Source organism: uncultured Clostridium sp. (assembly GCF_947072515.1).
Classification (GTDB): domain Bacteria; phylum Bacillota; class Clostridia; order Clostridiales; family Clostridiaceae; genus Clostridium.
Genome location: NZ_CAMTIG010000023.1, coordinates 36,171 through 55,838, shown reverse-complemented (window position 1 = coordinate 55,838; position 19,668 = coordinate 36,171). Strand labels below are relative to the sequence as shown.

Here is a 19,668-nt window from a genome sequence, read left to right as displayed (position 1 = left end):
TTCAATAGGATCCATGCATGCTATTTCTTCTTTAGTAATTTCAAAAGGCTTTGATAAAAATTCATAAACAGAATTTTCAATTCCCTTATCGCTTGCTTTTTCTAATACAGTAAAAATTATATCTATTCCAACTTTTTCTTGTCCTTTTTCTAAATCAATTTCATTTAAATCCTTTTTTATATCTAACTTTTTAACTAATCTAGCTAAATCAAATAAATCTCTAGTCTGTAAATTTCTCATTTCTAAATCCTCCTTAAAAATAAAAAAGGAATAGATTTTCTCTATTCCCTTATTAATTAATCCATTCCACTTCCCATGGTTCATATTCTTCTTTCTCTGCCTCGGTCATAGCATCATCATAACAAGCTGTATATGTTAGTGTTCCTACTACTTCGTCTTTATCAGCAAGTCCCCAATCAAGATTTTCAAGGTTTATAGCATCATGAATAGTTATTATTACTTCTTTCCCATTTTTAGTTTTTCCTATCCAACTACAAGTAGCATTAAAATCTTTTTCAGTTATTTTACTTGTACCTGTTACTTTAGTTTTTGTATTTGCTTCATCAACTATTTTTTTTATTGCACAATACATTTTATCAATATTTTCATTTATAACTTCTAAACTATTCATTGTTAGCTTTGGTACACTTGAATCCATAACTACTCTACCTTTTACAATTCCTTTATCTCCATCTGCTGCAATAGGTCTAGTTTCTCTTTCTACGACAAATTGACCGCCACCCCTAGTTAATCCTATTGGAACATCATTAATATAAAACGTTCCTTTTCCTAAAAGTATCATGTTCTTACCTCCTAATACATTTCAACTTTAATTCTTAACTGTCTTCTTTTTATTTGCTTGTCTTCATCTTGAATAGACAATATATTTTCTAAATAGAAAGTTGGAAGTATAGTTTCAGTTGGAATATTTGCATATAAAAACATATCTTTTGCTGCTTTTGCTAAATTTTCAACTTGTTGAGTTGAATCATTTTTATCCCAAACATTAATAGTTAGAATACTATCTTCTCTCTCTATATACATAAATGAACTTTCTTCTATTTCGTATACAATGTATGGATACTTAGGTTCTTTTTTATTGTTTTTTTCATAGAAAATTTCAATTCCTAGAGTTTTTAAATTTTCTTTTATTAATTTTCTAAGCTCTAGCCTTTTATTAATCTTCAGCACCTCCCTGATATTCCTCTTCAGCTATCATAGCTAATGCTTGTGCTTCACTTTCTAAAGCACTTAAATATTTAGATTCAATTTCTACAATTTTAGGGATATTTTCTTTTACCGTTTTTTGCAAAAGTCCAACTTTAGCTGTTTTACTTGACCCAAATTCTTGAAATCCTCCATAGAAAGCTGACGGTTTAATACCTACTTGTAAATCACAGTTTTTTCTTCTTACCCAATATTGAACATACCGTCCAACTTTTCCTTTTTTTCTTGAAAAAACTGAATAATATCCACTTCTGAATCTGTTACAAACAAATTTCCCTACATCTCTAAGTGCTGCTCTAGTAAGCTCATTTAAAGTGTAGTTAACTTTATCTACATTACTAATATATTCTACATTACCTTTTTTAAACTTAACAACGCTCTTAGGCAGTCCCATTAATCAATCCCCCTCGTTAATGTAAGCTCTATCTTTTCTTTTCCAATTTTATATTTTCTAAATACTGTGTATTCAACATCTTCATATTTTAAATATTTTTCATTATTATAATCATCTAACCAAAGAATTAAAATTATTTCAGGCTTAAACCCTTGAGCTTGCGCTTGATAAAATTCATTATATTTAATTGATTTTTCTTCACAAAAAACTTCACTTGAATAATTAATTTTTTTTATTGGATCCCCTATATCATCAGTTGAATCTTCTAAATAACTTCCCAATAAAACTAGTTCATTCATTTATAATCACCACACAAAGCTAAATGTTCTTTAAGTAAATTATAAGATTTCAAATATTTTTCACTATCCTTATTATCTAATTCAAAATTAGCTTTACAATATACTTTTATGGCCTGAATAATCAATGGATCATGTTCAATTATTTTATTCACTCCTGATATTTTCAAGTCAAGCTTTGCTGCTTCAATCAAATCATTTATCTCTATATCTAATTTATTATGACTAATTCTAAGACGCATTTTAATTTTATCTAATAACATTTAATCCTCCATATAAATTAAGAGCTACTATAATATAGCTCTTAATTTTTCTAATAATTCTTCTTTACTTAAAGTAGAACATCCTGTAATTTTATTATTTTTTGCTAATTCTTTAAGTTGTGTTAATGTATATTTTTCAAAATTTAAAGCTTCTTTTTTTTTAATAAAGCAAAAGCTTTAACACTTCTAACATTTCCATCTACTATTCCATAAGCTAAATAATCTGTTGTTCTTTCCTTTTTATGATCTTCACTATCTAATAAAACTTGCTTATTAATATTTGCATGATATCCTTTATTAGCATCTCCTATTAAAATTTCTCCATCTTCTAGTCCATCATCTTCCTTAACTATTTTCCCAAATATAGTTCCAACACCGCCAACTATAGGATTAGCTATAAAATATGGTTTTCCTGTACCATCAAGTATATTTGCAACTTCATCCCAAATAGTTGTACTATTTGCATATACTACTGCTCCATTTTTATATATACCTTTTATTTTTCCCATTGCACTTGTAACTTGCTTATATGTTGGTGCATTTTCATACTCTATTACTTGCGATACATTATCTGCTTTACTTAAAACTGTAATTATTCCCATCGGTTCTTCCTTCCAACTATCACCATCTGCTGGTGTTCCTCTTCCATGTGAAACTCCATAACCTAACGCTTCTCCTATTTTTTCAGATAATTGTGATTGAATATATGGAATAAAATCATCCACTGCCATTTCTTTTAATTTCCATGTTACAGTAACACATCTAGCTAATTCACACCCATTTAGTGATGCTTCTATAAATGTTTCTTTACCCGATTCAACTGGAGTTCCTTCATCATACCATTTAGCACTTGCAGAAGATTCTGATTTTAATAATGTTACTTTCCCCTTAATATGTGTTTTAAAAACATCATTCCATAATGGATATTGTTCTCCAACCTCCTTCCATATTCCTGTCATAACTGTTTCAGGTACAACAACCCCAGTATTACCTGTACCATGTACAAAAGTATTCATTAATTTAAATGCTTCTGATTCTTTATTATTCATTTTTAAACCTAACATATCTTTTGCCCAAGCATTTCTATATTCTTTAGGTTCCATTTTCTCATCAGTATGTGTAGCTGTATTTTCAATTTTATCAACTACAGCTCCTGTAACATCTCCATTACCTACATTAGCTAAATCTATAGCAGGTTTATTATCTTCTAACGCTTTTAAATTAGCTTGTGATTTAGCATAATTATCATATGATTTATCTAAATCTTCGATTTCTTTTCCCATTGCAATGGAATCTTCATACTTCCCTTCATTGTGTAAATTTTGTACTTTATCAACTAAAGCCTTTCTTTTATTTAAATACTCTTCTCTATTCTTAAACATTATTTTATTCCTCCAAATTTTAATAAATTAATCATTGACTTTGATTTTTGTTCCAATAAAAAATCATCCTTATTCTCTTGAATTGGATGATTACTATTTTTTAGTCTATTTTTAAAATTCTTAATTACTTCTATCGGTGCATTCCCTATTGAATTAATTAAATTATCCATTTTTAAATTATTTAATGTAGATAAATTTACTTTATTACTATCTTCAAACATTATTTCATCTACCAAACCTAATTCTAGTGCTTTTTCTGCACTTAAATACGTTTCATTGTTCATCATTTCAAGCGCTGCCTCTCTACTCATGCCAGTTTTACACATATAAGAATTTGCAATAGTATCATTAGCATTTTTTAATATTTCTGATGTATGCTCCATTTCTCGGTAATCTCCATAAGAATTAGTTGATACATTATGAACCATTATTTGTGCGGTAGGCGATATTTTACTTTTTCTTGCCATTGCTATAACACTAGCTGCACTAGCTGCAATACCTGTTATTTTAATTATTACTTCACCTTTATAATCTCTTAATTCAGTATAAATTTCAGAACCTGCAAATATATCTCCTCCTGGTGAATTAATTTTTACTACTATAGCTTCTCCATTAGCCTGTTTTAATTGATTTGTAATTTTTTTAGGATAAGTACATGAATATCCAAACCATTCATACCATTCACCCCAATCATTATCGAGTATATCTCCTTTAATTTCTATTTCCATTTATCTTTTCACCCCCTTTCAAATATATCAGGTTTAACTTTCATCCGATTCTTTTTTTCCACTGCTAACACTTGCAGTATCTAACCTCATTATATATTCATCTCCACCTTCAACAGGCGCTAAATTAAATACAGCTCTCCACTCATTAGGAGATAGTGCTCTTCTATCCACCATTTGAACTAATGCAAGTTTAGTTGTCATTGATGCATATTGTAAATTAGCAGCTTCAAATACTATACTATTTCCAAATCCTCTAGCTCTTCGTGAGAATATTTTTCTTGTATATTCATTACTTAACTGAACACCTACCGGTTCTACTTCTGCTTCAAAATAACTAATCCATTCATTTTCACTATATTTACTTTGAATTATTTTTTCATTTGTTCCAAATACTCCATAAATTCTTTGTAATGTTTTATCAATTAATAGTGGATTAGGTACATAATCTTTAGGATCAACCTGTTTTGCATCATATTTACCATCTGCAGCAGCAGCTCCACCAACTTCATTATCTATAGCTAAATAATTATCTACAAACTCTTTAGTTGCTTTCTTTAAGTCCTCTGGTCTTAAAGAACTTGTGAACTTCAATAACCACTTTATTACAGCTCCATTCTTAATTGCTTTTATTATTCCTTGATCTGTTGTTGTGACTATATCCATAAGTGGTTTTAATACTTCTACTCTACTTGTCCCAAAAATATCATTTTCATTATAATCTTGCCTTAAATGAATAATGTCTTCATAAGCAAAAGTAGATATCTTGCCATTTTTAAGTGTGAATTTTAAATATAGGAATCCATTTTCATTATACAAAGCTTCAACTATAGATGTATTTATATTATAAATTTCTATAGGATAACCATTTTCATCTCTTCTAATGAATGCAAATGCATTATTATTTAGTTCAAGTTGAGTAATCATTTTTTCTAAAAGCATTTGTCCTGACATATATGGATTAGGATCTTGCAACAACATTTTTATATATGGCTCTGGATTAACTTTTAAGCCCTTTTCATCAGTTCTTATATGCTTTGCAACCATCTTTCCTACTGCTTTAACTTTGGGTCTTATACAACTTCGTATAATATCACTTTTATACAGTTGTCCATCCCAACAATAAAATCCATTTCCACTATCCTGTATTAATTTAAATCTAGTTTCTGATGCATTGCTATTGAACAATGATTTTATTCTGTTAACTATATTAATTTTAATTTCACCCCCTTTATAGAATTAAATTAACGCTAGATATTCTGACATCTTATCTCTTAGCACCACATATCCTATTATCAATGCTACACCACCATCAATCCTTTTTCTATTATCCAGTCCTTTTATAGGTTGTATATTTCCATTAATATCAGTTTTTACTTGCATATTAGATAAACACCATTTATCTATAGGATTATTATTATATATAATTTTATGTGCTGATAAATCTGCTTTCATCTCTTTCATTGGTGCCGATAATGTATATGTCCCCTGCCTAACTTTTATCATTGCCTCTTTACCAAATTCATTTTCATAGGCTTCAAGTAAACTATCATCTACATGCCAAGGATCATATCCAATCCAAGGTATATAAATATCTAATTTATCCCTAACTTCCTTAAACCATTCTAGCATATGATATTTATTAACTTTATTTCCAGGACACACTCTTAAAATACCTAACTTTTCCCAAAGTCTATAGGGTACATTATCCCCTTCTTTATTATCCTCTTCTTGATTTAATTTTTCTTCAGGTATAAAATACATCGGTATTACATAAATTTTATCATCTCCTGGTCTCATACATAGAACTTTAGATGATGCCAAATCTGTAGTTTCAGCTAAATCAAAGCATCCAATACCATACTTAAATCCCATTTTAGTTAACTCAAATTCAGTTTCATTATTAACTTCATCCCATCGTAACCAGGTACATGATGAATTTTCCTTCATGTTAAAATCTTTAACCATTACAGTTGCTTTAAATGCAAAATCTGATTTTGCTTTATTTACACAATCTCGTAAAAATTCTATCTTCTTAATAACTCCTAATCCGGGATTTGCTTTAATCCACATTTCTTCTTTATCCCATTCATCTTTATCATCTAGTTCATATATAAAAGGTATAAATCTATCATCCTTTACTTTTCCATCAAGAATATTACACGCATACTCATATTGTGAATCAAATATACCGTCTCTAACAAAACCATTTGTTGTAATGCAATTTAACAATGGCTGTCTTCTCGATGACATTGATTGTTTCATTAAGTCATAAATATCACGATTTTTTATTGCTGCTAATTCGTCAATAGTTACCATATGTGAATTCAATCCATCTAATCCATTTGAATTACTTGCTAAAGCTTGTAATGTTCCATAATTAAGAGGGAAATATATATCTGATTTTCTTTTCTTCAAATGCTTACTTAAATCTGGAGATTGTTGAACCATTTTATAACATTCATTAAAGCCTTTTTTTGCTTGTTCTAATTTGGTTGCTATATTGTAAATTTCTGGTGACCCTTCACCATCTCCTACCAGCATATATATTTCATCAGCTGCAAGTTCTGTAGTTTTACCATTTTTTCTCCCTCTAATATCTAATACCTCTTGATATTGTCTTAAGCCAGTTTCTTTATGAATAAAACCAAATACTGCTTGATGTTTTGCTTTTTGGAATAACTCTAACTTTAATGAAGCTCCTAAATCTCCTTGAGCTTGTTTACAGAATGTTTCAATAAAATCTATTGCATCATTTGAAATATACTCATCAAATATCCAAGGTTCATATTTTTCAGGATGCTTAATTTTATCAACTAATAATTTATATATCTGTTTTATTCTTTTACATGCTATAATTTCTCCATTTGAAATTTTTTCATAATATTCTTCAATATAAGTCATTATCTCCCCTTCCTTCTTTTAACAAATTCTGTTAATGCATCTTCCTCAGTCTTTTGTACTTCTGGTGGAAAAAGATCTATTAGTTGTTTCATTACTTGAGAATACTTTTGTATATAAGGAAGATACATCTTAGATTCATGTCTTTCAACTTCTAACTCTTGTTTTCCTTGTTTAAAAAGTTTAGTGGTTCCTTTTTGAATTAATGTTTCTCTAAACTCTTCAAGCGTAACTTTCATAAAAGCTGCATCTTTAATTAAGCCTTCTAAAACTTTAACTTTATCTTTTTCTAAATTCCTATATATCTTTTTTATTCTATTTACTTCTTGCTTAATTTTCTTTTCTCTTTCTAAATGTTCGGATATCATTTAATTTCACCCCCCCTCTTATTTTAAAAAAATCATACGGAGGAAGATTGAGGTCCTTCTCCAACGGTCTTCCTTGCCTACCCCTATTCTATTTTATAGGGGGGACTATGGTTCATAGTCTGCAAACCATTTTTCTATAATATATTTTTCTAACGTTTTATCTTTTCTATTAATATCTAAGTATGCATTATTAAGACATTCATTTATATCTTTATCTATAAATATTAGGTCAGCTCTTAGTCTCTCACATAACTCATCTCTTTCCTTTCTCTTAGGTAATGCTGCTACAATCCATATTGCTTTAGCATTCACTTCATTATTCTCTATTCTCTTATATATATATTCTCTTATCTCTAAGGAGATATCCAACAAATTATCAGTATCATTAGTTCTATTTGCCATACTTACAGCTTGCTTTATTAAATCTAAATCTACAACTAAATCCCCTATTCCCCTATGTTCTTTTACATACTTTGATTTCCCTGAACCTGGTGAACCATACACAATATACTTATCTATAGGAAGTAAGTTGCCAGCTTTATCAAAGTAATATCCATTTGATGTAGCTAATTTCTTTTTATTTTTAAAACTTTTAGCTAACGGATTAGTCCCTCTATGCTTATCAAAATGACAATCTTTACACAATAAGATTAAATTATTATGCCCTAAAACAATTTCTGGATTATCAATATTTAATGGTGTTATGAATTCTATGTGATGTACCTCTTCACCAGGCTTTCCGCATTCAGCACATAATCCAAAATACTTATTAAATATTTCTTCTCTGCATTCTTTCCATTTCTTGCTATTATAAAACTTTTTTGCAAACTCTCTAGCCATTATTTATTTTCTCCATATTTCAAAGCTATATATTTCCGCATAAATCGTCTCCTTTTCATGCGAATTTTATTATTTATACCACTTTAATCATTCGTAATCCCCTCTAAATAATGCCGTATAATATATAATATCCGTCATTTCATTTTTTCTAACTCTACTAATATATATTTTATTTTTTATTTTAAAAATACTGTTTAATCTCATATTCCGTCATTCTTATATAAAAAATATATTTTAGTAAAGAACTAAATCATTTAATCCCTTACTATATTCTTCTATTGCATCTCTATCCAGTCCTAAATATCTTTCCGTTATTAATGTTGTTGAATGACCCAAAGCTTGTCTTACCAATTCTATATTTTTACCACTGTCTATATAAAGTTTATATGCATATATCTTTCTTGGAGTATGAGCTGCTATATGATCTAATTTAAAATACTTCCCTGCACCTCTTAAAATTTTTCCATAACTATCTACTGTAATATGTCCACCTTTTTGACTTTGAAACGCATAATCATACCCTTGTTTGCCCTTAATATATTCTATTAAAAGTCTTCTTACATAAGGTTGCATTACAACAATTCTCGGTTTAGGCTTCTTCTTCCAGCCTCTACTTTTATAGTTCTTTTCTCTCTTTTTCTCCATTATACAAAACTCTTTTTCTTTTATAGCTTTTTGAATATCTCTTATTTTTAAATCCACTAAATCTTGTGATCTATATCCTGTTGTTATTCCAATTATAAATAAAATGTAATTTCTTTCATTATGCACTTTTAAATATTCTTGCATATCTTGTATTTTCCTTTTATCTTTAATTGGTTTTGATGCCTTACTCATTACATATATTTTCACCTTCTTTTCATAGTAAAATAAAAAACAGCCTAGAATTTTCTAAGCTGTTTTTTGGTAATCACTTCCGAGGGGTTTTGTAATATTTTTTATTGGTATACATATATTATAATATATATTCTGTAAAGTTTTAGATTAACTTCGGATTAACTTTAGATTAGCTTTGGATTATCATACTATCTTTTCAAATTTACTTATAATTTTTTTCCTAAGAGTTTTACTGCAATGACTAATACTAAATCCTATTTTTTCACTTATTTCATTCCAACTTTTAGGTCTTTTGCTCAAATATCTGTCTTGTACTAAATCCCGTTCTGTTTTAGATAAGCTTTCTAGTATAATGTCTATTTTTTCTTTAATTGTTTGCTTATTTAATAATTCTCTCTTTAAAATATTCATTCTTCGTTCTCTTTCTATAACTTCATTCTCAACCGTTGAATTAAAATAATTACTTTTTCCACCTTCTGTTGAATAATCAATTGCTCCGCACCCTCTATACTCTGCCTCTTCTCTTTTGATATCTATCTCAATACATTTTATATCTGTTAAAATCCCATTGTAACTATATAAAACATTTTCTATTTTCTTAAAATCAATACTCATATTACCCTCCCATTTTAAATTATTTAATTCTTATCTCATTCCCTTTTATAGCTCTTACACTTTGTTTACCACAATTACATTTCCACTTTTCAATCACACCATATTTATTTTTAACTTTTAATTCTAACCTCATATTTTTATAACAATAATTACACTTCATAAATAGCCTCTTTAGTGGATTCTTCTTCTTTATTAAGTCTTAATACTCTTTTTATAACCTCTGAATTTCTCATAGTACATGAATTGCATATATTGTTTGTATTTAACTTTTCATATTTAATCAATAGATAATTAGCACAATTTTCATTGCATACTTCTATCTTTTTTAATATCATTTCATCTCCACCTTCTACTGATTCTAATCCATATACTTTTCTTATTTCATTTATTGTTTTCCCCAACCTTCTACACCTCTTTATACTAAATTTGTTCTTATCTTACTTACATGCAAGCTGTTATCTAATATTGAGTTTTTATTTATACTAAATATATAATTAACTCCTTTTAAGCTAAAATGATGATCATATTCTTTTATCACTTTTCCTATACTGCTATTAACAACTCTTATACCTTCTCTTTTAAATTCATCTATTCTTAATTTATCACCTATCTTTATATCAAACATTCTCCTTACCTCCAAATACATATTTAACATATCTTTGAAGTTGCTCTATTCCATACCCAGTATAAATTCCTTCTGAGAACTCTAATTTTTCACTTGGTATTTTAGTTACTAATTCCTTCGCTTCTTTTTGGTTTAAACTAGTTCCATTCACTATTTTAATAACTAGTCTTCTTCTACTTTCTTTTTCTAATATTTCTTTTAATAATTTTCCCATCGTTACTTTCTCCCCTTTTATTTCAAAATTTAATAATTTAAATAGAATCTCATCAATTTATTATCTAATCTCATATAGCAAATTTCATTTTTTCTCACTATTTCGCCTTCTTCTATTTCCATCTCGTCCTTTGTTTCTAGCCACATCCCACACTCTTCACAATCTTCAATACAGCTTATTTCAATTTTATTATCTTCTAAAATTTCAATAGTTCTATCAGAACTTTCTTTACTTATTACTTTTCCAGCGCCTACTAATGTATAAAAGTACATCCTATTTCCTCCATACAATTTATTTGTATTGTGCATTATCTCTAATTAACTTTTTTTCTATTTCTTTAAGTGTATATCCATCACAATAATACCCTTTATCATCTATTGCTACCCAATATTTAACTCCACTATCAAAGAATGAATCTTTAAATATTTGAACCTTGTACTTATTTTCCATTTGAACTCTTGTCATAGTATTACCTAAACATTTCAGATGCTAACCACATAACATTATTGCTAAAATTTATCTCTGCAATTGCAATTTTATTAAATGTTTTTAGTTTCATATCATCATCATAGGCATTTTTATAATACTCATGTTTTGATTTAAACAACTCTCTCCCAAAAGTTATAACTTCATACCCTCCAGTTGGTTGAACTACCTTAACCGATATATGTGTTATATCTTCAATATCCATTGCAGTTTCAAAAATATCTAAAAATTTATTTTTTGTCATTATAATTCCTCCTATCTATTTTAAGAATGCTCTAGCAACTGTACTCTTGAATTTTCTTAACTCTTTTAATTCTTCTAACCACACCAATAACATACCGTGTTCTCTCATACATTTAGGACAATCGCTATTATTATTAATAACTTCTTTACAATGCTCTATAGCTTCATCAACTGTTAATATTTCACCGATATTTATTTTCATAATCCTCCACTCCTTTTCTTCACAATTTCAAAGTTTCATGAAGGCTTTACCGCCTCCATAATCTATGATTCTAATCTTTTAAGCATTGTATTTAAAAGATTCTGTCCTGCTTGTCTATATTTTATATAATCAACATCATTTACTTTCATTCCTTCTAACATTTCAAGCATTTTTTTACATCCTGCTGCTACTGTTTCAAAATGTATTTTATATTGAATTATATATTCGTTAGACTCTGTTTTCATTGCTTCTAATCTTCCTAAAGCTTCTTCCTTCTCTCTTTTTAGTTCTACTATTCTCTTTCTTGCCTCTTCTTCAAACTTTTCTTTATCTTCTACAATTCCTACTGGTCTATTTTTAGTTTCTTCAATCTCTTTCTCTAATTCTACAATCTTTAACTCTAATTCTTCTTTATCCTCTGCCTCTTCATTTATTTTTTCTTCTAGATTTCTTTTATCCTCTGCTATAGATGCTATCTCTAACCAGGCTTTATCTCTTTCTTCTTGTAATTGTTTCTTTTCAGCTTCATTCTCTTCTCTAATAGCTTTTATATTTTCTTTATTCTTTTTCTTAAGTTCTGCTATCTCCTTTTTTAATTCTCTAGTTGATATACTCTCCATATCATGATTTTCAACAAATTCAAGACGTTCATTTTCATCTAGTGAAATCAACTCTAATGCTTGAGTATAACTTATATTTCCAAACGCTTGGAACTTTATATTTTCTCCCAATATATTTAATTGATCTGCTGCATATTCATTAAATAACCTTATATAATTATTTGCTGTTGATTTTTTGAAGTTTACTTTTTCTTCTAACCATCTTCCCCAATCTCCATGGCCCACTACCTCTTTAGCTTCTATAAGTCTTCTTCCAATCTCTATTGCATTTGTTATGATTCTTTTTCTTGTATCATCTACATAATATAAAATTTCATCTGCTATTTGTTGCTCATTTCGAACTAATACATTGCTCATGTTTTATGCCACCTTTACCCTTTTATTTTTTACATTTCCTAATTTTTCTTTTTTAAAAATCTCCATAAACTCTTTTACCTCTTCTGTTGGTGTACAATGTGCTTTTCCTTGGCATTGAATCACTTCATCTTTTCTGACTTCTACTGTATAGTATGGTTTTTCAATATTCTCTTTTCTTCTAACCACCAAAATAGTTGTTTTCTTCTTTGCATGATCTACTGCATATCTACCAACACAATGTGCAAGTTCTTTTCCCTCTCTAATAATTTCATACATATCTTTTATTGCTCTTATTTCTAAGTTTTTGTATTCAAATTTATAATTTTCTAATTCTTTTACCCTTTTCTTAATTTTTTCATTTATACTAGGATCATTATTTATTTTAATTTGAACTGTAGTTTTTATATGTGATTCCTTTAAATTTTTTGGATAAATTACAGTTTTATTATTTATATCTTGTTTTAAAACTTTCAGTTCATCTATATAATCAACGAATGCTACTGCCACTTCTTTTAAAGTTTCATAATCTTCATACTTTTTATATTGCTTATTGATATATCTCCACCATGTTCCAATATTAACAATATCTAATATGCTATCTACTTTATACATTACACAACTTATTTCTCTTATAAGATTATCCATTTCCTCTATTGTAAGATTACATTTTCTTTTTCTTATTTTTTTAAATAAAATAAGAGCTTCAGCACTTTTATCTTTTAATTTTCTAAATTCTCTTAATTCATTTTTATCTAAATCTAATATTTCAGGAATACTTTTCTTTCTCCAATTTAAATTTTTTATATTAATTTCTTTCTTTACGAATCCTTTTAATAATGCTATTAATTCTATCTTTGCCATGGACTCCATCATTGGATTTAAGCTGCAAGCTGATAAAATCTTTAAAGCTATATCCATATTTTCATACTTTGCGATTTCATTTACCTTCTCGATATTAGCCCCTTCATATATAGTTCCCTTAATAGCTCTCTCATAACTGTTCCAATCCACATATTCATCATATCCACCATAAAAACACCCATATGATGAATATCCCATTATTTTGGCAACATTAAAAATACTTGCTCTTTTTTGGATTTCTCCCTTATAATTTCTTACATACATTTTGCTAAAGTTAGGTCCAAATACATATCCTGCTTCAAAATTATATTCAGTTTTTACATCTTGATAATTTTCATATCCATCTCTAACAATTCTATATGCTTTACATACTATATGTTTATTTGATATTTTTGATTTTTCAAAAGAATAAACTAACCCTGAATATTTCAATCCTTTTCTTCCATATCTTTTTAATTTAATTGTAACTACCGCTCCACATTCTTTGCATAATGTTTTTTCATTGTGTATTACTTCATGATCTATTTCATATTCAGTGTGACATTTAGTACAATGTGCTACTTGATATTCAATATTCTTTTTCATAATTGTACATATATTAGGTGCTTTAATTTTTACTTTCTCTACCACTAAATATTCCTTATTATCTAACACAATATCATTTGTATATTCTTTTATCTCTTCTGTAACAGTTATATCAATATGTTTAAACTGTTCCATGATTCTATACCTCCTAAAAATACTTTTCTAAATCAGTTTCAAATTCTATCTCTTTAATTTCTTTTTTAACTTCTTTCTGTTTTTGTGTTATTTTACTTTTAATTTCTTCCTCTTCTAATTCAATAAATTCATGTTGTATCACTTCAAATCCAAAGTATTTATTTATTATTCCAAATCCCTCGGCATCAGTCATAATTACACATGTATCCATTGTTTTAGCTCTTTTCTTAGCTTCATTCCTTAAATATTTTAAAGCACCCTCTATACTCTTTTTACCTTCTACTATCTCTTTAGCTGCAACTGCATTAGTTTCTATTTGTAACAAAATATGATTACCTGTTTGCAATACAAATAAATCTCTTTTATTCTTTTCCATTTCCTCTTTAATCTTTTTTATTGCCTCTTCCATATCAAATTCTCCTTTTCATTTTATAATTTTTTGTTCCTGGTATTTTTTCATTTTTACAATGTCTTCTCATATTTATATCCATATAGATATTTCCATACTCTTCGTTGTACTTTATCTCATAGTTCGTTAATATCCACCCTGGATACATAACTTCTAGCTCTTGTCTGCTTGGTTGTTGCATTAACATATTTCTCATTTTATTTTTGTTATACTTACAATCTGAAACTTCTAATTTAGGTTTTTTAAGTCCTACTGAACTTCTCCACATTTTGTTATATTTCATATCTTCTGTTTCTTTTTCTTTTGCCATATATTTGACCAATGCTGTAAAACCTTCTTCATTCATCTGTAATCTATCAACATTTATATAACCTCTTTTTCCCCATAACTCTTCTAAAGTATCTCTATCTAAATCTCCATCAATTATTATGTGAAAGTGGACCTTTTTTCTTTTATCTTTTATTCCTTCTATAACTGCAACATATTTTGTATTTCCAAGTCCTAACTTTTTTCTTCTTCTATTTATCCTTGCAATATAGTTTTTAAACTCTTTTTCTATTGCTTCTTTTGAGTCAGGTCTATTGTTATTATTGAAAGTTGCATGAATTACATAATCACTTTCATCAAAATTTGAATGTATAATTTTTCTATGCCACTCAATACTCCTTTTATTATTTAGCTTTTTTTGTTTTGGCTCGGACACTTTAGTTTTTTCTTTCCTACTTTTCTTTTTCTCTTTTGCACTTATAGGAAAAATTCTTACATCTAAAAATTCCATACTTTCTTTAACTTTTAAATTTTTAGTTTTTCTACTTCTCCATCTCTGTTCTCTATAAAACATAAATCCTTCTACCCCTTTATATATAAAGAATTTATCTTTCTATATCTCACTTGTTAATACTACATACAAGCTTCCTAATCCTTACTAAAAAGGCTAAAAAAATTATAGATAACACTTGATTATCTATTGGAATTTATGTAAAATATAAACAAAGACAACGAAATAAATCGCTATAAGATATAGAGCACATTGTTTGATCCGGCAAGATTGTAAACAATGTGTTTTTTCTTTTGTTAAAATACCCCTTTAAAGCTCCTTTCAATCTATAAGTTTATTGCAACACACTTTCATATGCTCCAACAAGCTTATAGCTTGTCCTATTTTACAGCTTTAGTTTTTCTACTTGTATAACTATTCCAGGTCCAGTAAATCTTATATATCTTTCTCTACTCCCACCATGACCTGAAATAATTATTTTTGCACTCTCTTCTCTAGTAACTACAGAACTCTTTACTTGCTCTCTCATTCTTAATTCATTTACAAGTTCCTTTGTTTCAATTTCTTTTAAATCCATGCTGCAAATATTAAGCTTGTAGCACTTAAAATACTAACTACTACATCGCTCCAACTTCCTTTCTTTTTATTTGATACTTTCATTACTCCATTTACCAAGCAAAATAAAAGACATATTATAATAACTGGTTTCCCTATACTCATCCCTAATTTATTCATTTCAAAACTCCTTTTAATTTATTTTCATGTTCTATATAATAAATAAATTTCATATTATATATTAAGTAAAGCTTGTTCACCTTCTCTAATAGAAAAATTATAAGGATTTTACTCCTCATAATTTTTATATTATTCCTTTGGAATTATATATCCTAAGTGTTCCCCTTTTTTATCTATAAGTTCATATCGCCACTCATAATTTTTTTCTTCTTCTACAAGCTTAATATTTTCGCTCTCAACTTCCACATCCCCAGCTTCAAATTGAATTCCCACTATTTTTTTATTTTCAAAAACCTCTGTAATATTTGAAATTATAAATAAGCTCTTAAAACTGTAACAAAATCTCCCACTTTTCAATCTATCAATAACTTTCTTTTTATTCATTCACATCTTCCTCCTATACAATCATTTCTTCAACTTCTTCAAAGTCTATAAATTTATTTCCTATATTAGTTTCAATAAATCTTTGCACTTCACTTTCAGGAACCTTTAAACTTCCAAGCTTCATTGCTCCTAAATGCCCATTCTTAATTAATGTATAAACATCACTTCTACTAACTCTCAATATTTTTGCAACTTCCGTAACCATTAACAATTGCATAAATTCTCAACTCCCTTTTTCTATGTGTACATATTTTTAGGTATTAAATCATTAGGTGTACAGTTTAACGCCTTTGCTAAACTGCAAATAACCTTTAAACTAGGATTATCATATTTATCCTCTTCTAATTCACTTATATATCCTCTACTTACTTGAGATAAAGCACTTAACTCTCTATTTGATAATCTCATTTTTATTCTTCTGATTTTTATTAAATATCCTATACTTTCATCCATAGTTTCCTCCTTGCTGACTTTTTAAGTCAGTTTTTCTTGAAAAAATTTTTCCTCTTTTACTTCAAATAATTTTGCTAATTCTTTTAATTCTCCTACTGTAAATGTATCTGGATTAGCCTCCTTTCTACCAAAAGTTCTGAGCGACATTCCTATTTTTTCGGCAACCTCTTGTTGTGTTAACCCTCGCATCATTCTTATTCCCTTGATTAAATTACTCATTTATTTACCCCCTTAATGACTTTTTAAGTCAGTTTATGTTTATATTATAATTGACACTTTATGTCAATGTCAACACATTTAATGAATTTTGTAACTTTTTTTTAAACTTTTATGACACTTTTGGTTACTTTTACTTATTTTCGACTTTATTATTGTATAATTTAGTTAAGAACCAATTAAGATATGAACTACATTCAGGGAGGTGTTTTTTTGACTTTTTCCTTAGGTGAAAGAATTAAAACCAGAAGAAAAGAACTTGGGTTAACCCAAAAAGAACTCGGTAGTAAAGTTTTACTTTCTGAATTCAACATAAGTAAATATGAACGTGATTATTCTAGTCCCGATTTGGAGACTATAGCAAAACTCTCTGATGCATTAGATTGTACATTAGATTATTTACATGGTAAAACAAACAATCCAAATTCAAATGTATATAATTATACTGAAGATAACGATAATATTACCATTGATATTTCAAAAGATTATCCTTATAATCTAACACCATCAGAAGTTTCAGAGCTTGTTAAGCTTTTAAAATCCTATCGGTTTGATGTAGATTCCATAATTGAAGAAATAAAAAATAAAAAGTAGCATAAATCATGCTACTTTTGTTTTGTCGAAAAGTTCGGTATACAGACACTTCCATTTTATATTATTAGATTTATAATAAATTTAAGTAATTTATTTCATTTTTTAAGTAATTTTTTGCTTTTATATTGATTTAAGGAGGTTTTTATTTGAAATTACTTCAACTTTTAATTTCTATAGAGAAAATTAAACAAAATGACACTATTATATATACTAACGAGAAGGAGAAAGAGTCTTATGCAAGGAACAGTAAGGAAAAGAGGAAGTAAATGGTATTATAGATATCTTTTAGGTACTACTCGAATTGAAAAAGTAGGTGGTAAAACTAAAAAAGAGGCTTTGGAAAAATTAAATGATGAATTATACAAACTTCAGAATAATATAATCGTCCCACCTAAAACTAAACTTAAAGATTTTTTAAATCTTTGGATAGCAGATTACGTTATGGAAGATAGAGCTAAAAGCACTGTAGAAAAATATAAAAAAACTATTGAATTATATATTGATCCTATAATTGGAGACATCCTACTATGTGATTTAAAAGTTTTTCATATTGAATTATTTTTAAAAGATATGAAAAAGAAAGGACTTTCAGGCACTTCACGACAAACTTATTTCGGAACGCTAAGAGCAGCACTTAATAAAGCTGTTAAATTGCAAATGCTTAATGATAATCCTTGTAAGTTCGCTGATATTCCTAAAAGAGACAATTTTAAAGCTAATGTCTTAACTGTAGAAGAATTTCATAAAATTTATAATTATTTAGATATAAATGATTTTGAAGATTTCATGTTTAGATTCGCCCTAGAATTAACTTTAGAAACTGGACTTAGACGTGGTGAATTATCCGGACTTTGTTGGGATGATATAGATTTTAAAAACAAATCTATATCTATTAATAATAACTTAGTTAGAATTGAAGGTATTTATGAAATGGGTTCTTGTAAAACTGCAAATGCTTATAGAACTCTTCCAATCTCTGATTTTTTAATAAATAGATTAGAAGAAATCAAACTTAAACAAAAAATCCATAAAGAAGATTATTCCTCTCATTATGTAAAAAATATTTGGAATAAAAAAGAGTACGATTTAATTTTCAGATGGGCAAATGGCTCTTATATTCATCCAGCAACTTTTTTACAAAGACTTAAAAGGATTTTAGGATATATAGGAATTGAAAAAAGAATACGTTGGCATGATTTAAGACATACAAATGCAACTTTACTTTTAGAAGGTGGTATAGATTTTAAAACTCTCTCTACTAGATTAGGTCATTCTATGATTCAAACAACTATGGATATCTATGCACATACTACTGAGAAAATGAATAGAAATGCAACTAATGTTATTCATGATATTTTAAAACATTAAAAAAAGCTTCCAAACAACTGGGAGCTTTTTTATTTATTCTTTATCATAATTTCAATTTTAAAAACAACTAAATTACTGACTGGGGCAAAACTGGGGCAAATTTTCAGCACCAAACCCTACAGCCCTGTAATATAGTAAAACGAGATAAGCCATAAGCGGAGTTCTGTATTAAGTAATCATCTATCTAGGCTTATTGTTGCCAACAAGCTCAAGCGACACACCATGAAACGGAGCGGGTCACTCCTTATTGTTTCTTTCTCGGTCTTGCTCCAAGTGGGGTTTACATAGCCATAATGTCTCCATTACGCTGGTGAGCTCTTACCTTCGCCTTTCCATCCTTACCAGACACCTAAGTGATCTCAGCTTTACAGCTTCTGGCGGTATATTTCTGTTGCACTATCCTTCAAGTCACCTTGACTGGCCGTTAACCAGCACCCTACCCTATGGAGCTCCGACTTTCCTCTCCTAGTTCAAGACTAGCAGCGATTACACGTCTCACTCGCATTTCCTATGATACCATATTTTTTGAATTTATCAAAGTAAAATTTTTGAAAA

The 19,668-nt window shown here is 28.3% G+C and carries 34 protein-coding genes, 1 other RNA gene and 1 pseudogene; 2 read left to right on the top strand and 34 right to left on the bottom strand.

Annotated features, from left to right (window positions below):
* The 33 genes and pseudogenes from Q0W06_RS10295 to Q0W06_RS10140 form a co-directional block, all read right to left on the bottom strand.
* Window positions 1-240, bottom strand: a pseudogene (locus tag Q0W06_RS10295) (hypothetical protein); the annotation flags it as partial.
* A 52-nt stretch (window positions 241-292) separates the two neighbouring features.
* Complete coding sequence (locus tag Q0W06_RS10290; RefSeq protein ID WP_297634773.1) at window positions 293-802, bottom strand: hypothetical protein; 510 nt, start codon at window positions 800-802, stop codon at window positions 293-295.
* Between the two features lie 11 nt (window positions 803-813).
* Window positions 814-1,191, bottom strand: a complete 378-nt coding sequence (locus Q0W06_RS10285; RefSeq protein ID WP_297634770.1) for a hypothetical protein — start codon at window positions 1,189-1,191, stop codon at window positions 814-816.
* Entirely contained in the window at window positions 1,178-1,621 is a 444-nt protein-coding gene (locus Q0W06_RS10280; protein WP_297634767.1) for an HK97-gp10 family putative phage morphogenesis protein, read from the bottom strand. The genes Q0W06_RS10285 and Q0W06_RS10280 overlap by 14 nt, the downstream gene beginning before the upstream one ends.
* Window positions 1,621-1,920 carry a phage head closure protein gene (locus Q0W06_RS10275; protein WP_297634763.1) on the bottom strand — a complete coding sequence of 100 codons (300 nt, stop codon included), beginning with the start codon at window positions 1,918-1,920 and terminating at the stop codon, window positions 1,621-1,623. Before Q0W06_RS10275 ends, Q0W06_RS10280 begins: the two co-directional genes overlap by 1 nt.
* Window positions 1,917-2,180, bottom strand: coding sequence for a head-tail connector protein (locus Q0W06_RS10270; protein ID WP_297634760.1), 264 nt, complete (start codon window positions 2,178-2,180; stop codon window positions 1,917-1,919). The genes Q0W06_RS10275 and Q0W06_RS10270 overlap by 4 nt, the downstream gene beginning before the upstream one ends.
* 27 nt (window positions 2,181-2,207) lie before the next feature.
* Window positions 2,208-2,345, bottom strand: coding sequence for a Rho termination factor N-terminal domain-containing protein (locus Q0W06_RS19655; protein ID WP_366516769.1), 138 nt, complete (start codon window positions 2,343-2,345; stop codon window positions 2,208-2,210).
* Window positions 2,324-3,562, bottom strand: a complete 1,239-nt coding sequence (locus Q0W06_RS10265) for a phage major capsid protein (protein ID WP_297634757.1) — start codon at window positions 3,560-3,562, stop codon at window positions 2,324-2,326. Before Q0W06_RS10265 ends, Q0W06_RS19655 begins: the two co-directional genes overlap by 22 nt.
* Complete coding sequence (locus tag Q0W06_RS10260; protein ID WP_297634755.1) at window positions 3,562-4,290, bottom strand: head maturation protease, ClpP-related; 729 nt, start codon at window positions 4,288-4,290, stop codon at window positions 3,562-3,564. Before Q0W06_RS10260 ends, Q0W06_RS10265 begins: the two co-directional genes overlap by 1 nt.
* Before the next feature lie 33 nt (window positions 4,291-4,323).
* Entirely contained in the window at window positions 4,324-5,475 is a 1,152-nt protein-coding gene (locus Q0W06_RS10255; protein ID WP_297634753.1) for a phage portal protein, read from the bottom strand.
* Between the two features lie 51 nt (window positions 5,476-5,526).
* Window positions 5,527-7,191: a terminase TerL endonuclease subunit gene (locus tag Q0W06_RS10250; protein WP_297634751.1), complete on the bottom strand. Its 1,665-nt coding sequence runs from the start codon at window positions 7,189-7,191 to the stop codon at window positions 5,527-5,529.
* A complete protein-coding gene (locus Q0W06_RS10245; RefSeq protein ID WP_297634749.1) occupies window positions 7,191-7,556 on the bottom strand; it encodes a hypothetical protein in 366 nt (121 codons plus the stop codon). The genes Q0W06_RS10250 and Q0W06_RS10245 overlap by 1 nt, the downstream gene beginning before the upstream one ends.
* Before the next feature lie 105 nt (window positions 7,557-7,661).
* The gene (locus Q0W06_RS10240) at window positions 7,662-8,396 is read right to left on the bottom strand and encodes an HNH endonuclease signature motif containing protein (RefSeq protein ID WP_297634747.1); all 735 of its coding nucleotides are present in this window, start codon (window positions 8,394-8,396) and stop codon (window positions 7,662-7,664) included.
* 234 nt (window positions 8,397-8,630) lie between these two features.
* The gene (locus Q0W06_RS10235) at window positions 8,631-9,233 is read right to left on the bottom strand and encodes a tyrosine-type recombinase/integrase (protein WP_297634745.1); all 603 of its coding nucleotides are present in this window, start codon (window positions 9,231-9,233) and stop codon (window positions 8,631-8,633) included.
* A 183-nt stretch (window positions 9,234-9,416) separates the two neighbouring features.
* A complete protein-coding gene (locus Q0W06_RS10230; RefSeq protein WP_297634743.1) occupies window positions 9,417-9,848 on the bottom strand; it encodes a DUF722 domain-containing protein in 432 nt (143 codons plus the stop codon).
* Between the two features lie 19 nt (window positions 9,849-9,867).
* Window positions 9,868-10,008, bottom strand: coding sequence for a hypothetical protein (locus Q0W06_RS10225; RefSeq protein WP_297634741.1), 141 nt, complete (start codon window positions 10,006-10,008; stop codon window positions 9,868-9,870).
* Complete coding sequence (locus tag Q0W06_RS10220) at window positions 9,998-10,249, bottom strand: hypothetical protein (protein WP_297634739.1); 252 nt, start codon at window positions 10,247-10,249, stop codon at window positions 9,998-10,000. Before Q0W06_RS10220 ends, Q0W06_RS10225 begins: the two co-directional genes overlap by 11 nt.
* Before the next feature lie 14 nt (window positions 10,250-10,263).
* Window positions 10,264-10,473 carry a hypothetical protein gene (locus Q0W06_RS10215; RefSeq protein WP_297634737.1) on the bottom strand — a complete coding sequence of 70 codons (210 nt, stop codon included), beginning with the start codon at window positions 10,471-10,473 and terminating at the stop codon, window positions 10,264-10,266.
* The gene (locus tag Q0W06_RS10210; RefSeq protein ID WP_297634735.1) at window positions 10,466-10,687 is read right to left on the bottom strand and encodes a hypothetical protein; all 222 of its coding nucleotides are present in this window, start codon (window positions 10,685-10,687) and stop codon (window positions 10,466-10,468) included. The genes Q0W06_RS10215 and Q0W06_RS10210 overlap by 8 nt, the downstream gene beginning before the upstream one ends.
* A 29-nt stretch (window positions 10,688-10,716) precedes the next feature.
* Window positions 10,717-10,959, bottom strand: coding sequence for a hypothetical protein (locus Q0W06_RS10205; protein ID WP_297634733.1), 243 nt, complete (start codon window positions 10,957-10,959; stop codon window positions 10,717-10,719).
* 19 nt (window positions 10,960-10,978) lie between these two features.
* Window positions 10,979-11,137, bottom strand: a complete 159-nt coding sequence (locus Q0W06_RS10200) for a hypothetical protein (protein WP_297634731.1) — start codon at window positions 11,135-11,137, stop codon at window positions 10,979-10,981.
* 19 nt (window positions 11,138-11,156) lie between these two features.
* Window positions 11,157-11,417: a hypothetical protein gene (locus tag Q0W06_RS10195; RefSeq protein ID WP_297634729.1), complete on the bottom strand. Its 261-nt coding sequence runs from the start codon at window positions 11,415-11,417 to the stop codon at window positions 11,157-11,159.
* A gap of 15 nt (window positions 11,418-11,432) precedes the next feature.
* Window positions 11,433-11,618 (bottom strand): hypothetical protein, encoded by a 186-nt coding sequence (locus tag Q0W06_RS10190; RefSeq protein ID WP_297634727.1) that lies wholly within the window; start codon window positions 11,616-11,618, stop codon window positions 11,433-11,435.
* Between the two features lie 62 nt (window positions 11,619-11,680).
* On the bottom strand, window positions 11,681-12,595 hold the full coding sequence (locus tag Q0W06_RS10185; RefSeq protein WP_297634725.1) for a DUF3102 domain-containing protein: 915 nt from the start codon (window positions 12,593-12,595) through the stop codon (window positions 11,681-11,683).
* Between the two features lie 3 nt (window positions 12,596-12,598).
* Window positions 12,599-14,176, bottom strand: a complete 1,578-nt coding sequence (locus tag Q0W06_RS10180) for a PcfJ domain-containing protein (RefSeq protein WP_297634722.1) — start codon at window positions 14,174-14,176, stop codon at window positions 12,599-12,601.
* A gap of 13 nt (window positions 14,177-14,189) precedes the next feature.
* Window positions 14,190-14,585 carry a Cas9 inhibitor AcrIIA9 family protein gene (locus Q0W06_RS10175; protein ID WP_297634720.1) on the bottom strand — a complete coding sequence of 132 codons (396 nt, stop codon included), beginning with the start codon at window positions 14,583-14,585 and terminating at the stop codon, window positions 14,190-14,192.
* A gap of 1 nt (window position 14,586) precedes the next feature.
* A complete protein-coding gene (locus Q0W06_RS10170) occupies window positions 14,587-15,426 on the bottom strand; it encodes a hypothetical protein (RefSeq protein ID WP_297634716.1) in 840 nt (279 codons plus the stop codon).
* Window positions 15,427-15,748: 322 nt separating this feature from the next.
* Window positions 15,749-15,940, bottom strand: coding sequence for a BC1881 family protein (locus Q0W06_RS10165; RefSeq protein WP_297634713.1), 192 nt, complete (start codon window positions 15,938-15,940; stop codon window positions 15,749-15,751).
* A complete protein-coding gene (locus Q0W06_RS10160; RefSeq protein WP_297634710.1) occupies window positions 15,931-16,098 on the bottom strand; it encodes a hypothetical protein in 168 nt (55 codons plus the stop codon). Before Q0W06_RS10160 ends, Q0W06_RS10165 begins: the two co-directional genes overlap by 10 nt.
* Window positions 16,099-16,227: 129 nt before the next feature.
* Window positions 16,228-16,482 carry a hypothetical protein gene (locus tag Q0W06_RS10155; RefSeq protein ID WP_297634707.1) on the bottom strand — a complete coding sequence of 85 codons (255 nt, stop codon included), beginning with the start codon at window positions 16,480-16,482 and terminating at the stop codon, window positions 16,228-16,230.
* Between the two features lie 13 nt (window positions 16,483-16,495).
* Complete coding sequence (locus tag Q0W06_RS10150; RefSeq protein WP_297634704.1) at window positions 16,496-16,699, bottom strand: helix-turn-helix domain-containing protein; 204 nt, start codon at window positions 16,697-16,699, stop codon at window positions 16,496-16,498.
* A gap of 20 nt (window positions 16,700-16,719) precedes the next feature.
* Window positions 16,720-16,935 carry a helix-turn-helix transcriptional regulator gene (locus tag Q0W06_RS10145; RefSeq protein ID WP_297634701.1) on the bottom strand — a complete coding sequence of 72 codons (216 nt, stop codon included), beginning with the start codon at window positions 16,933-16,935 and terminating at the stop codon, window positions 16,720-16,722.
* A 21-nt stretch (window positions 16,936-16,956) separates the two neighbouring features.
* Window positions 16,957-17,154: a helix-turn-helix transcriptional regulator gene (locus Q0W06_RS10140; protein ID WP_297634698.1), complete on the bottom strand. Its 198-nt coding sequence runs from the start codon at window positions 17,152-17,154 to the stop codon at window positions 16,957-16,959.
* 210 nt (window positions 17,155-17,364) lie between these two features.
* Between Q0W06_RS10140 and Q0W06_RS10135 the strand changes: the two genes are divergently transcribed.
* Together Q0W06_RS10135 and Q0W06_RS10130 are read left to right on the top strand one after the other, a co-directional pair.
* Complete coding sequence (locus Q0W06_RS10135) at window positions 17,365-17,745, top strand: helix-turn-helix transcriptional regulator (RefSeq protein WP_297634696.1); 381 nt, start codon at window positions 17,365-17,367, stop codon at window positions 17,743-17,745.
* A 234-nt stretch (window positions 17,746-17,979) separates the two neighbouring features.
* Window positions 17,980-19,113 carry a tyrosine-type recombinase/integrase gene (locus Q0W06_RS10130; RefSeq protein ID WP_297634694.1) on the top strand — a complete coding sequence of 378 codons (1,134 nt, stop codon included), beginning with the start codon at window positions 17,980-17,982 and terminating at the stop codon, window positions 19,111-19,113.
* 136 nt (window positions 19,114-19,249) lie between these two features.
* On the opposite strand, the gene rnpB is transcribed toward Q0W06_RS10130, so the two are convergent.
* An RNA gene (gene rnpB / locus Q0W06_RS10125) (RNase P RNA component class A) lies at window positions 19,250-19,615 on the bottom strand.
* Window positions 19,616-19,668 lie beyond the last annotated feature (53 nt).